This window comes from Dyadobacter koreensis (assembly GCF_900108855.1).
Lineage (GTDB): Bacteria > Bacteroidota > Bacteroidia > Cytophagales > Spirosomataceae > Dyadobacter > Dyadobacter koreensis.
Window position 1 is genome coordinate 175,531 of record NZ_FNXY01000009.1, and the last position, 14,471, is coordinate 190,001.

Here is a 14,471-nt window from a genome sequence, read left to right on the forward strand (position 1 = left end):
AAATACCGGGATTACCCTGTAAATACAGAATAATTGAGCTCCAAGCTGTTTCTTTGCAAAAAAGAATTCTTGTCGCATGTATGATATCATCGTTGTAGGCGGTGGGATTGTTGGTTTGGCCACAGCCCTTCGTATAAAAGAACAAAAACCTTCGTTAAAACTTCTCCTTCTTGAAAAGGAAAATGGTGTTGCCAAACATCAAACCGGACATAATAGTGGGGTAATTCACTCAGGACTTTATTACAAGCCAGGAAGTTTAAAAGCTACAAATTGTATTCGTGGGTATGAAATGCTTCTGGATTTTTGCAACCGGGAAGGCGTTCCATATGATCTTTGCGGAAAAATTGTCGTTGCAACAAAGGCTGAACAAATCCCATTGTTAAAGAATCTATATGATCGTGGACAACAGAACGGTCTAACTCAAAACCGAATGATCACGAAACAAGAAATTCGTGAGAGGGAGCCGCACGTAAATGGCCTCGAAGGAATTTGGGTACCGTACACCGGAATTATCGATTATACAGCCGTAAGTGAAAAATATGCTGAGAAACTTTTGAAACTTGACGGAGAAATACGGTTCGGAGAGAAAGTTATTAACATCAAAAACCAGAATGCTTCAAGCGAAGTAATCACGGCTTCCGGCAATGCCTATACTACGCGTCTTGTTGTAAATTGTGCCGGTTTATATTCTGACAAAGTTGCACAATTGACACAACCGGAAGAGATTAAAGTCAGGATTATACCTTTCAGGGGAGAGTATTATAAGATCCGTCCGGAAAAGCATTATTTGGTCAAAAACCTTATATACCCAGTTCCGGATCCTAACTTTCCATTTTTAGGCGTTCATTTTACGCGGATGATCGAAGGTGGAGTAGAGGCAGGACCAAATGCTGTTTTTGCATTCAAGAGAGAAGGATATAAAAAAACGGATATAAATATTCCTGAACTGCTGGAAGCTTTGGCCTGGCCTGGTTTCAGAAAAGTAGCCATGAAATATTGGCAAACCGGAATGGGAGAATATTACCGCTCATTTTCCAAAGCCGCGTTTACAAAAGCTTTGCAGGAATTAATACCGGAAGTGCAAAGTGAAGATTTAATTCCGGGCGGAGCGGGCGTTCGTGCGCAAGCCTGTGATTACGACGGCGGTTTGCTGGATGACTTCTCAATCATTGAAAATAAAGGTGCCATTAATGTCTGTAATGCTCCCTCCCCGGCAGCAACTTCGTCACTTTCTATCGGACAAACCGTTTCTGAAAGAGTTTTAGCAAGAATTTAAGCGGCTTTCGGCTTTCGGCTTTCGGAAAATAAAAAAAGTCCTTACAAATCCGTTTCCGGATGTAAGGACTTTTTTTATTATTTCGAGGTAATAGATCTGATTGCTGATAGCCGAAAGCCGACGTTATTCATTCGACAGCTTACTATTTTTCTTTCCATATCCAAAATATACAGCCAGACCCAGTGCAAGCCAGATCGCGAGACGGTACCAGCTTTCAATTGGCAGCGAGTACATCAGGTATAGACAAACCACGATACCCATAATTGGTACGAAAGGAACCAACGGCGTACGGAATGAACGTTTAAGATCAGGACGTTTTACGCGTAGCATCCAGACGCCCACGCAAACAAGGCAGAATGCAAAAAGGGTACCTATACTTACCATATGCCCAAGATCACTAACAGGCACAAGTCCTGAAAAAAGACTCACGAAAATCATGAAGAAAAGATTGGTTTTCCAAGGTGTACTGAATTTTGGATGAACCGCACTGAAAAATTTTGGAAGCAGACCGTCTCTGCTCATCGAATAAAACACCCGGCTTTGTCCTAAAAGCATTACGAGCATAACGGAAGTATATCCGGCCAAAATTGCGATAATCAAACCTGTTTGAAGTGTATCATAACCTGTTTTTGCAAATGCAGTCGCTGCAGGTTTTGCGTCATTGGCAAACTCAGTATATTTTACCAATCCTGTCATTACGTGTGCAAAAAGTACATATAGCAAGGTACAAATAACAAGTGAACCCAGGATACCGATTGGCATACCTTTCTGAGGATTTTTAGCTTCCTGAGCAGCCGTAGAAACCGCGTCGAAACCGATGAAAGCAAAGAATACAACCGCAGCACCCGTAGCGATACCAGACCAGCCAAAATTTTCATAATTCCCGGTATTTTCAGGAATATATGGTACATAATTCTGTGGATCGATATGGCTCCATCCTAACGCGATGAATATCAGAACCACTGCCACTTTAACACAAACAAGAATATTGTTAAGAAATGCAGATCCCTGTGTACCCCTGATTAAAAGTAAAGAAAGAACCCAGATGATCAGGATTGCAGGCAAGTTTACAATACCGTTGTCGATAATCGTTCCGTCACTTAACTTCACAACCTCGTAAGGAGAACATACCAATTGAGCAGGCAAGTGAATTCCGAACGAACTCAAAAATTCAAGTAAATAACGAGACCAGCTTACAGATACCGTTGCAGCGCCTAATGCATATTCAAGAACAAGGTCCCATCCGATAATCCATGCTACGAATTCGCCCATTGTTGCATAGGAATAGGTGTAAGCACTTCCCGCAATTGGGATCATTGATGCAAACTCAGCATAACACAAACCCGCAAATCCACACCCTACGGCAGCGAGAATAAATGAAATTGTTACAGCAGGTCCTGCATGTTCTGCGGCTGCAATTCCTGTAAGGGAAAAAAGACCAGCACCAATGATGGCGCCAATACCCAGCGCGATCAAACTTGTCGAACTTAGAGATCGCTTAAGCTGATTTCCCTCCCCGCTCGACTCGAGCATTAATTTTTCAATTGGCTTCTTTACCCAAAGTTGATTTGCCATATAGTAATTCTGATTGGAGTTATTATTTCAATATCTTATAAAACTAAAATAAAATTCGCTAAGTCTGTCTTAGCTAAAGAATAAAAGGGGGAAAGTAAAATACTTTCCCCCTTTTATTATCTAAAATGCTTATGCTTTAACTCCTTTCGTCTTTGCGGCGGCCGTTGTGGCATCGACACTTACCAAAGAAGCATTCTTGATTTTTTCACGCTGAAGAATGTCAACTACAACCGGGGCAGCTACAAACAGGGAAGAATAAGTTCCAACGATTACACCCAGTAACATACAGAATGTAAATCCACGGATTACCTCACCTCCAAATACCAATAACACGATCAAAACCAACATAACCGAGATACCAGTAACGGCTGTACGGCTTAACGTACTGTTAAGGGCATTGTTGATAATAGTTGGCAATGTCTCAGTTGTTGCTTTGTCATCCTTCAAATAATCACGGATCCTGTCATAAATAACAACCGTATCATTCATTGAGTAACCGATCACCGTCAGGATTGCTCCGATAAACGCCTGGTCAATGTCAAGGGAGAATGGCAGCCATCCGTTAAATAAAGAATAAACGGCAAGCAAAATAACAACGTCATGCGCAAGAGACATGACCGCCCCATAACTAAATGCAAGTCGTTTGAAACGTAGATAGATATAAACAAAGTTGGCAGCCAAAGCAAGCAAAACTGCATACAAAGCATTAATCATGGTGTCATATGCAATCGTCGGACCTACTTTGTTTGAGCTGACAATAGTTCCCTTATTGTCTTTTACTTTCGAGACTCCTTCCATGATCTTCGCCTCTGCTTTTTGATCAGCATCGGGAGCTGTGTCTTCGATCAGATAATCTGTAGTAATTTTAACCTGATCAAACCCTCCAAATGTTTTCACTTCAGGCGAGCTTCCAAGCGCTGCACTCATCACTTCACGAACTTCGTCTGTTTCAACACTTTTCTCAAAACGAACAACATACGAACGTCCACCTTTGAAGTCAATTCCAAGTCCAAACCCTTTGAAGATGAAAGATCCCACTCCAATCGCCATGATAACAGTTGAAATAATGTAGAAGCGACGACGCTGCGATACAAAGTCAAAATCGTTATCCTTAAACCAGTTTTTAGTCAGACCAGAATAAAACTTGTAAACTTTTCCGTTACGTATCTGATATTCAAGGAATAATCTAGTAATGAATATCGCAGTGAAAAGTGACGTAAGCAAACCAAGTACCAGCGTGGTAGCGAAACCTAAAACAAGACCTGAACCAAATGTGTAAAGGATAATACCTGTAAGAAGTGTCGTTACATTCGAGTCAATAATGGCTGTCATTGAATGCTTGAAACCATCTGCAACGGCCAGTTTAAATGGCTTTCCGGCTTCGATTTCAATTTTTATCCCTTCGTAGATAAGTACGTTCGCATCGACAGCCATACCAATCGAAAGAACGATACCTGCGATACCTGAAAGTGTAAGCACAGCTCCGAGAGAAGCCATCACACCTAAAAGGAGGAACAAGTTTAGAAGAAGCGTAATATCAGCAACAAAACCAGCGCCGCTGTAATATGCAACCATGAACACAAGGATAACCACCAGACCAATCAAAGATGACAAAACACCGGCAGTAATCGCTTCTGAACCTAGTGTAGACCCAACAATTGCTTCTTCAACAATGTGCGTAGGAGCCGGCAATTTACCTGCTTTAAGCACGTTGGACATATCTTTTGTCTCTTCAACTGTGAAGTTACCTGTGATACTTGAGTTACCATTTGGAATTTCACCTTGAACCGTAGGAGCAGTATAAACAAGATTATCAATAATAATCGCAACCGGACGACCGATGCTGTTGGCAGTCAGGGTACGCCATTTACGAGCACCTTCACCATTCATACGCATCGTTACTTCCGGACGGCCACGATCATCATAATCATGCGTCGCATCTACGATCACATCACCTTCCATAGCAGCCTGGCCATTTTGTTTCTTAATGAAATACAATGGCAGAATCAACTGATTGTTTGTTCCTGGAGTTCCTTTACGATCCCACATGAAAACGAGATCAGCAGGGAACATTGAACGAACTTCCGGACTCTGAAGAATTGCGTTCGCACGAGCAGTATCTTTCAAATAAACACCCAAACCTTGTGGCATTGGTACAAAAAGGCTTGTCAAAGCAGCACTTTGTGCAGCAAGAGCGGATGAATCTGTTTTTGAAGAATCTCCTTTTTGTTCAAGCTGAGCAGCAAGACCGCTCAAACCTGATTTTTTAGTGGTATCCGTTGCTGCAGCGGCAGAGGCTGGCTTTCCAGCTGCTTTTTCTTTCGCGTCTTCACGAGCTAAGTAGCTTCCAAGCTGATCGATTGCAGGAGCTAATTCGTTAGTAAGATATACCTGAGCGAATTCCAGTTTCGCAGCACCCGACAAAAGGCGACGAACACGTTCCGGGTTATCAACCCCTGGAAGTTCAACCAATACGCGATTTGTTCCTGGGAGACGCTGAATATTCGGGTTTGTTACACCAAATTTGTCAATACGAGCCTGCGTAATCTGGAAAGCTCTGTCAATTGCTCCGTCGATTTCCGTGTTAAGCATTTTAACAACATCACCATCTGACGAATTGCTGTTGATTTTGGTACGGTTTGCACTTGTAGCAAATACACTCGCAAGACTTGTGTTCGGAGCAGCATCCTTAAATGCTGAAACAAAAATCTTTACAAAAGCCTTGTTATCTGCTTTTTTATCTGCCTGCGCTGCCTGTAGAGCTTTTTGAAACGATGCGCTGCGAGCATTTCCACCAGCCATTCCTTTCAAAATTTCAGCAGGAGAAACTTCCAAAACAACGTGCATACCACCTTGAAGGTCAAGACCAAGGCTAAGCTCACGTTCCATTACTTCCTGCAAAGTTTGCCCCAGGTATACATCTTCGCGCCAAAGCGAATCAATATAGTGTTGTTTTTTCTTGTCATCTACTTTCCCCGATGCATCAGTGGCATAGGTTTCAGCCTTTCCTTTTATGTTGCGTGAAACGAACGTAAAAGAAAGGTAATAGGCACTAATAAGAGCTAACACAATCGTTAGCGCAATTACTCCATTCTTGTTAGTCATTGTTTTGTAAAAAATGTGAAATTTTCAAATAGATAAGATTGGGGACGTGCAGTTTATGACTCGCAGTCCGGGATAACAATATTTAAGTCATGAGGATATAAGAGCAGGCGCCGTAAAGACAGGCGGCTTATAGACTTTCAATCTGCATGATCAACGACGCATTGTCACGGAGCATTGGTGACAATATATCTGGCAAAGACTCGACTGAAACAGGAGAACGAGAAATGCGACTCCCGGAAAGCGACTTCAACAATATGTTGGCTTTCAATAAATTGCCAGACTGGCTGTGGAGCAAAATAAAAATAATGAGAGAAATCAAACGAAATGGCCGGCGTAATAACCGCGTCGAGAGCAAGCGCACTTACCGTCGCCTGATGATCGTCAGGCGTGTTGGCGGCGGCATCACTGGAAATTCCTTTTGTGATCGCCTTGGCACTTTTAGAAAATTGCTGAGCCGTATCGCTGTTACTTGGCCATGACTTCACTCCGGCTACCATCAAAAGCATGGCGGCTAGCAGTAAGCTGATTGTCTGGTTGATAACTTTTTTTGTCTTCACGATTCGGGTCTTCATTTAAACCGCAAATTTTAAACCAAAATATTACAATCGCAAGTAGTTTGCCGGAATTATCTGAATTAACATTTTGATAAACTGTAAATAACGAGAAGGAAAAGTAAGTCTTACTTCAATCGGCCATATTTTCGCATGATTTCAAGGACTTTTTCTTTAGGTAATTCTTCAACAGCATGACTTTGCGTACCATCGGAAGTTTTGGCCATAAATAGAGAATTAATAATGGCTTCATTCGTCGCTTCTATTGTTGCCATGAAAAGCGGCGACACGTAATCGTTATGTAAGAGAGTGACACTGGAAGTTCCCTGCTTCGTTTCATGCGGAATTTGGTATGCTGTTGAGAACGCGATCACATAATCTCCACTTCCGTTGGAAGCAATTCCGCCGGTTTCAGCCATGCCCATGATAGCACGTTTTGCCAGTCGTTTCAAATTTCTGGCATCCAACGGCGCATCTGTGGCAATGATCATCATACAGGATCCATCTGAAGATTTGTCAAGTGTTTCTTTGAAAGCATATTTTCCTAATTCTTCTCCGACAGGAACACCGTTTACTTTTAAAACACCGCCAAAATTTGTCTGCGTTAAGACACCGACAGTATATCCTCCCAGTTTTTCAGGCAATTTTCTGGAAGAGGTTCCGATTCCGCCTTTGAAATTAAAACAAACAGTTCCCGTTCCCGCACCGACATTTCCTTCATCCACTTTTCCGGTTTGTGCTTTCATTAATGCCTGCAAAACATGCTCTTTTTTCACATGTCTTCCACGGATATCATTTAAAAACCCGTCATTCGTTTCTCCAACTACGGGATTTACCGATCGCACATTTTCATTACCTTTCTGATTAATAGTCCAGTCAATCAGAGCATCCGCAGCTGTCGGGACACTTAACGTATTCGTTAAAATTATCGGTGTTTCCATTGTTCCCAGTTCTTCAACCTGAGAATAACCTGCAAGTTTTCCAAAGCCGTTTCCTATATAAATTGCAGCCGGGACTTTTTGTTGAAAAAGATTTCCCTCTCTTGGCAAAATGGCTGTGACGCCGGTGCGAATATCTTTACCGTCAGTCAAAGTAACCTGACCAACCTTGACACCGGCAACATCCGTGATCGCATTAAAAGTGCCAGTCGGTAAAACACCAATTTTTATTCCAAGTTCGCGCGGCCTCTTTTGGGCATTAACGTGGATTGTCGTTAGCAGAAGAAGAGTAAGGAGTGCGTTTTTCATCGGGAAGATTTTATGAAATTCCAATATACGAAAAGAACTTATAATCCTGCACTTGAATCGCTGATGGGCATTTATAAAAACAAAAACCGCCAGAAATCGTGTCTGACGGTTTTAAAAAGAAGGTTTACAAATGTCGTTTTATAGTGAAGTAAGAGACCTTGAGATCAATCTTCCGGGCGTGCTTTTTTCGGATCAATAACGGTTTCCATTCTGCTTACCGCCGAAGCTCCGAAATACCCAAGTGCTTTTCTTCCGTTCGGATCTGCATTAATCACATTTGACTTAATGTTGGCGATCGGCGTAGCGAACAAACCTCCGTTAGAACTTTGCTCGACAATTTGCTGCAAAAAGTAAAACGCTTCATTGGTGATACTATGCAACTCAACGCCCACGTGACTGCCGGCCTGATATAAAGAATCATAAGTAATAGATCTTCTCAACGGTTGAATAAAAATTAAACCATCCGAAGGTGCTCCTGCACCAAAAGCTGCATCCCAGGCAATAGAAATCTTTTCTGCTTTATCCACATTCGTTTTTCCATTCAATACTTCTTTAATCCAATAAGTATCTCCGGTTCCGGCAAAATCACGGGCATAAAACTCGGCGATATAGCCTGTCTTTTGTCCATCGTCCGGTGTGAACGGCAGCGTTTCGTTTGTATATACAAGAGAATCAATTTTCGGAACACGTTTGATCTCATTTTTAGATGTATAGACTTCCTGCTCGTGCTCGATTCTCAAAGAGTATTTGCCACCAACATGCCCCAAAGTATCAGTATTCAATTTTCCCCAGGTGTAGTTTCCAGTTCCATCCTTATCCGTGAACTCGTAGACTTTCCCCAGGTTATCCGTCACGGTGACTTTTGCACCTAATACCGGTTTGATCGGATTTTTGTCAAAATATGCAGATGACCAGGTTAAAGTGATTGTTTGCGTTCCAGGCTGATTTGTTATCCAACCATCCACAACCAATTGCGTCGGCCCGGTCTCTGTGTTCAGATCAATGACATCCTCGCAGCTTGATAACCCGGCGATTGCCAGAACCAGCGCCAAAGTTTGAAAGATGCGTACTGTTGAGAATTTATATTTTTTCATGGCTGATTAAAACTTAAAATTATAGGTAACCGAAGGGATCAGACTTCCAATCACGGAATAGCGAACAGCTTCTGTTCTCAGCATATTCTGAGTCCTGTCGCTGACCGTTGGCTTATCATCATTCTGGCGTGTATATACCGAGAAGGCATTCCGACGGTTGTAGACATTATAGATTGAAAAAACCCATTCACCTTCTCCAATACCGAATAATTTCTTACGGGCTTTGAGCGTCGCCGCCAGATCCAGTCTATGGTAAGCTGGAATACGGTTATTGTTTCTGACATTATTATAGTTGTTTCCCAAAGATATTCCTCCCCATGAATATCCGTTCGTAGGAAAAGTTGCCGGCGTCCCGGAAGTTATTGTAAAGTTTGACGATAATGTCAGTCGCTTGTTCAACTCATAAATTGCAACCGAAGTGAAGTTGTGAGGCTTATCAAAACGGGCCGGAAACCAGTTGTCATTATTGATACTCATGACCTGTCTTTCTGTTTTCGACAAAGTGTAGCTAATCCATCCTGTTAAACGGCCTTTGTTTTTCTTCAAATAAAATTCAGCTCCGTAAGCACGGCCTTTTCCGGTTAATAAATCACCTTCAACAAATTGATTCAGCAACAAATCTGAGCCAGTCACATAGTCAATCTGGTTATGAAGTTTTTTATAATAAACCTCCACAGAAGCCTCGAACATATTATCCTTAAAATTCTGGAACCATCCCGCAGCTACCTGGTCAGCAAGCTCAGGTTTTATATTTGAAGAGCTCAGCGTCCAAACATCCAAAGGAGAACTTGCGGCTGTGTTAGACAACAGGTGAAGATATTGAGACATCCGGTTGTAGCTCAATTTCAAAGAAGCGGTGGACGTAATGCCTACATTGACTGCAAAACGAGGCTCCCAATTTCCGTATGTTTTGATCACATCACCCTTGCCATATTCTGTTCCTGGAAAAATCGGCTGTTTTCTTATACCCGCTGTGGTATCTCCATATAAATATTCAGTTCCAGGCCCCAGGCTGCGATAGTAAGAATAACGGATACCATACTGTAAGGAAATCCTGTCTGTTAATTTTTGCTCATTAGCAATGTACAAAGCTGATTCATCCGCATGGCGTGATGGCAGATCCAGGTTAAGTCCTTCGCCTTCTGAAACGGCTGTGGCTTTTCCGGGGCGTGAGTCATAATTGATATACTGACCACCAAAAGTCAGCTGGTTATTTGGTGTGATGTAATAAGTAAAATCTGGTTTTACACTTTTGCTGATAATTTTGGATTTCCAGACAAAACGATCTTTCGCCTGTTCATCATTTTCATTCTGACCAAGATTATAATCGTAGTTACTGTAATAACCAGTCAGGTTCATGAACAATTTATTTGAAAAAATGTGGTTCCAGCGAGCTGTTGCAGTGGCATTTCCCCAGCCAAAACCAAAATCTCCGCCACCAAAAACATCTTTACCAAAATAACCGGAAGCAAAGAATGTATCCTTATTCCCTAAACGATAATTTACCTTGGCCGTCAGATCATAAAAATTAAACTTCGAATCTTTCAAATCTTTGTTCAAAAAAGGTTTGGCAAGAATGTCGATATAAGAACGACGACCGGCTACGATAAAGGACCCCTTTCCGGCAGCGAAAGGTTGTTCATACGTAAGCCGGGAAAATATAGAACCAATTCCGCCATTAATTTCGCGCTTTTTTGCATTTCCTTCTTTCATCCTCACATCAAGAATCGAAGAAATACGTCCGCCATACTGAGCAGGAATACCGCCTTTGATCAGCTTGACATCTTTTACAACATCAGGATTAAACACAGAGAAAAACCCGAAAAGGTGAGAGGAGTTATAAACCGGAGCCTCATCAAGCAAGACCAGGTTTTGCGAAATGTCACCACCACGAACGTTAAATCCGGAAGCTCCCTCGCCAACAGTGGTAACGCCGGGCAATAGCTGAATACTTCTGATCAAATCGACTTCTCCCAGAAGTGCCGGCATTTTTTTGATGGTTTTCATTTCCACCTTATTCACTGACATCTCAATACTTCTTACATTATCGTCTTCTTTCTTAGTTGAAATTGTTACTTCTTTCAAGTTTTCACTTTCATCCGACATCTCAATGTCGACCCGCTGATCTGTATTTAAATCAACCGTTTTCGAAATTTTCTGATAACCAATGTAGGAGAAAACGACATTATAAGTGCCGTTAGGAAGGGTAAGCGAGTAAAATCCATACGGATTTGTCACTACGCCGGTTTCAACTTCCTTCACATACACGGAAACGCCGATCAGCCCTTCTCCGTTTGCAAGATCCTTTACATACCCACTGACAGTATGTTTATTCTGCGCAGCTGCTGGCAAACTCATCACAAACAGCAGGAGCACAATCCATTTCTTGTGTACTTTATTTTTCATGCTAAAATTTTGGTAGATAATAGAAGGCAGGCTTAGCATCTTTACGACCGGTTACGCAAAATTGAACTTTTCCTATCCTGATGACAATCGATCCGGCATTAACCCCCATTTATTTTTAAAAATAAATTTGAGACGCGTTTCAATTGTTATGCAAAACAAGTGATAATCAGTTGAGAATAATACTAAAAAATGATAAACTGCGTAAAATGGAGAGTGAATGGAATATTATCCTATTTGCAACGTGAAATATGAAGTAGTACTTTTTTATGAAATTTTTATAACCGCTCCCGGATCGGTACAATTGTCCAGCAATTCCCGGGAAGTTTTTTGCAAAAGAGGATGAAGAAAATCAGGTGCGATTTCAGTAAGAGGAACGAGCGTAAACCTTCGCTCATGAAGTCGTGGATGAGGTAATGTAAGACGTGCGCTATCGAGTACCAGATCGTTGAAATAGAGCATATCAATATCGATCACCCGGGCGCCCCAGCGTTCATAGCGGATGCGTCCAAGCTCATGCTCAATTTCCAGAATAATTCTGAGCACTTCCTCAGGCATTAGTTCTGTCTGAACTTCCAGTATCTGATTAAGAAAAACAGGCTGATCCAGCACACCCCAGGGCGCGGTTTCATAGATAGACGAGGCAGTTCGGATAGCACCAACGCGCTCTTCAATCAATCCGGCCGCAGACTGCAAAATTTGCAGCCGCTCTCCAAGATTGGAGCCCAGAAGTAGAAAAACATTTTGATTTGCGGAAAGGTTATGCATAGTCTATCCGGCAAAACAGTTCAATGATTTGTAATTCTTTACCTGATAAAACGAAACAGACAATTCCTGAAATCCGGAGAATCGACGAAAAAAAGGACTCCCCGAATAAGAGAAGTCCCTTTCCAATAAATTCGCAAATTTCTTAGAACGTAAGTGTTCCTTTATCGTATGCTTTTTGGATCGTAGCTTCGATACCGTTCTTGTTGATTGTACGAAGAGCAGAAGTAGCTACTTTCAACGTAACCCATTCTCCTGATGAAGGAAGGAAGAAACGTTTCTTTTGTAAATTCGGGAAGAATTTACGTTTTGTTTTATTGTTAGCGTGAGAAACATTATTTCCAACGCGTGTTCTTTTACCAGTAATTTGACAAACCTTAGCCATGACGATCAATTTTTCCAAATGAGGGTGCAAATATAGGAACTTATTATTTTAGTGCAAATAAAAATGAAAGATATTTGAAAAAGAATGTGTTAGTATGTCATTCTGAATCCCACGCCGTGCACGTTATCAATGCGGATTACAGGGTCTGAGGACAGATATTTACGCAATCTTGAAATAAATACATCCAGACTTCTTCCCATAAAATAATCGTCATCTCCCCAGATCGCTTTCAGCAATTCGTCTCGTCGGATAACCTGATCCGGACGCTCAGAAAGATATTTCAGCACCTCGGCTTCCCGGAAAGTCAGCGTTTGCAAGCTACCGTTTATGGACAAAGTAAGTTTTTGGAAATCAAAACTGTAATTACCGATCGTATTGATTTTTGGCTGAGCGGAGACAGGTTTTCCTGAATTATTCCGTCTCAAAATAACGCCAATCCGCAGCATCAGTTCCTGTATACTGAAAGGTTTTGTCACATAATCCTCCGCTCCGAGTTCAAGTCCTTTAATTTTATCTTCCTGCAAAGATCGTGCAGTTAAAAACAGGATCGGAACCTGCTTATCCGATTTACGGATATTTTCAGCCAGCGTAAAACCATCCATTTTAGGGAGCATCACGTCGAGCACACAAATATCAAAATGTTCTTTATTGATAACATCCAGGGCTTCCGCGCCATCTTCGGCATGAACAACTTCATAATCGTAAGCTTCGAGATTATCCTTGGTCGCGAAGGCAAGATTCGGGTCGTCCTCGACGTACAAAATTTTCTTTTTCAATTTATTCGGTTTTAGGTTTAAAGCTTTTTATTATTATTTCTGAGGGATCGAAATTGTAAATATGCTTCCTTTTCCCAACGCACTGTCCAATTCCAGATGCCAGTGATGCGAACGTACAATTTGTTTTACATAACTGAGACCTATGCCAGAGCCTTTTACATTATGCACATCACCCGAGGAAATCCGGAAAAATTTGTTAAAAATCTTCTTCTGAAACTCCGGTGCGATTCCGACACCCTTATCTTCAACACAAATAAAGAGACAGCTTCTTTTATTAAAAGTCCTAACCACAACTTCCGGCCTATCAACAGAATATTTGATCGCATTATCAATCAGGTTGGTGATCATGTTCCTCAAATGAAATGGATCAGCCTCGACACAAGGCTGCATCGCTTCAAATCTCAGCTTTACCTTTCCTTCAAACGGCAGTAAAATAGACTCTATAACGTGATGGACATCTACAATTTCTTTTTTCAGAACCAGGGCATGTCTTTCTGCCTTGGCCATGGAAAGCACCATTTCCACTTGATTCTGCAATCTTGCAATCTCCTCCTGAACGATATGGACGTATCGCTTATGCCGTTCCGGCTGCGTTGTAATAATATCCGAATTAAGCACATCTGCTGCAATACGGATGGTAGAAATCGGCGTCTGAAGTTCGTGCGTCATATTATTGACAAAATTCCGCTGAACTTCCGACAAATGTTTTTGTCTTAAAATGACAAACAGTGCATAGGCAAAAAAACAAACGGCCAGAAGCACCAGCATAGATGACCAAATCCAGCCGTTCAAATTTCCGACTATATATGCCGACTGCTGTGGAAACCGCACGCCGAAGTAATAGGGATATTTGTCGGTTTTGACCCAATTATTAATTTTTACGCTTGTCTTATCATTTGTTTTTGTGCTTAAAGACATCCCGTAACGCATTCTGTCGGTCGTACAATCGTAAATTCCGATTTCAAAATCCGTGATCAGATTATGTTTTTGAAAACTGTCTTTGATAAAATGTTCCAGCAGATCGGGTTGCGTGGTCGCATTCGTATTCACCAGAAAATATTCCGGTGATAATTGCTCTACGGGATTTGAAGTCTGCATTACGCCATTAACGGTGGCGAGCTCCTGCGCAACGTCCTGTAAAGCAACATGCGCATTCTGATTAAATTGCCGGTGACGCAGGTCGAGTGCCTGTTTTACCCAATAAATCTGGGTAATCACCACGCCAATAATCAGAAGCGCAGAAAATAAAGTAAGCCATCGAATAGAACGTCTCGGCATTGATAAAGTGATTACT

Annotated in this window: 11 protein-coding genes; 1 reads left to right on the top strand and 10 read right to left on the bottom strand. The window is 41.7% G+C overall.

Going from position 1 to position 14,471, the window contains the following annotated elements; translation table 11 throughout:
- Positions 1-76 precede the first annotated feature (76 nt).
- Complete coding sequence (gene lhgD / locus BMY70_RS25975; RefSeq protein WP_090340311.1) at positions 77-1,276, top strand: L-2-hydroxyglutarate dehydrogenase; 1,200 nt, start codon at positions 77-79, stop codon at positions 1,274-1,276.
- Positions 1,277-1,399: 123 nt separating this feature from the next.
- Here the strand turns inward: lhgD and BMY70_RS25980 are convergent, their stop codons facing one another.
- From BMY70_RS25980 to BMY70_RS26025, 10 genes are all read right to left on the bottom strand, one after another.
- Positions 1,400-2,851, bottom strand: coding sequence for an amino acid permease (locus BMY70_RS25980; RefSeq protein WP_090340314.1), 1,452 nt, complete (start codon positions 2,849-2,851; stop codon positions 1,400-1,402).
- 129 nt (positions 2,852-2,980) lie between these two features.
- The gene (gene secDF / locus BMY70_RS25985; RefSeq protein WP_090340317.1) at positions 2,981-5,956 is read right to left on the bottom strand and encodes a protein translocase subunit SecDF; all 2,976 of its coding nucleotides are present in this window, start codon (positions 5,954-5,956) and stop codon (positions 2,981-2,983) included.
- A gap of 164 nt (positions 5,957-6,120) precedes the next feature.
- On the bottom strand, positions 6,121-6,528 hold the full coding sequence (locus BMY70_RS25990; protein WP_229209783.1) for a hypothetical protein: 408 nt from the start codon (positions 6,526-6,528) through the stop codon (positions 6,121-6,123).
- A gap of 107 nt (positions 6,529-6,635) precedes the next feature.
- The gene (locus BMY70_RS25995; protein WP_090340320.1) at positions 6,636-7,754 is read right to left on the bottom strand and encodes a DmpA family aminopeptidase; all 1,119 of its coding nucleotides are present in this window, start codon (positions 7,752-7,754) and stop codon (positions 6,636-6,638) included.
- Between the two features lie 164 nt (positions 7,755-7,918).
- Positions 7,919-8,848, bottom strand: a complete 930-nt coding sequence (locus tag BMY70_RS26000) for a DUF4249 domain-containing protein (protein ID WP_090340323.1) — start codon at positions 8,846-8,848, stop codon at positions 7,919-7,921.
- Between the two features lie 6 nt (positions 8,849-8,854).
- Positions 8,855-11,254 (bottom strand): TonB-dependent receptor, encoded by a 2,400-nt coding sequence (locus tag BMY70_RS26005; protein ID WP_090340325.1) that lies wholly within the window; start codon positions 11,252-11,254, stop codon positions 8,855-8,857.
- 264 nt (positions 11,255-11,518) lie between these two features.
- Positions 11,519-12,019 (bottom strand): 2-amino-4-hydroxy-6-hydroxymethyldihydropteridine diphosphokinase, encoded by a 501-nt coding sequence (gene folK, locus BMY70_RS26010; protein ID WP_090340328.1) that lies wholly within the window; start codon positions 12,017-12,019, stop codon positions 11,519-11,521.
- A gap of 142 nt (positions 12,020-12,161) precedes the next feature.
- Positions 12,162-12,401 carry a 50S ribosomal protein L28 gene (gene rpmB / locus BMY70_RS26015; RefSeq protein WP_031528537.1) on the bottom strand — a complete coding sequence of 80 codons (240 nt, stop codon included), beginning with the start codon at positions 12,399-12,401 and terminating at the stop codon, positions 12,162-12,164.
- A gap of 89 nt (positions 12,402-12,490) precedes the next feature.
- Positions 12,491-13,177 carry a response regulator transcription factor gene (locus BMY70_RS26020; protein ID WP_090340331.1) on the bottom strand — a complete coding sequence of 229 codons (687 nt, stop codon included), beginning with the start codon at positions 13,175-13,177 and terminating at the stop codon, positions 12,491-12,493.
- A gap of 33 nt (positions 13,178-13,210) precedes the next feature.
- Positions 13,211-14,455: a sensor histidine kinase gene (locus BMY70_RS26025; protein ID WP_090340334.1), complete on the bottom strand. Its 1,245-nt coding sequence runs from the start codon at positions 14,453-14,455 to the stop codon at positions 13,211-13,213.
- Between the last annotated feature and the right edge of the window lie 16 nt (positions 14,456-14,471).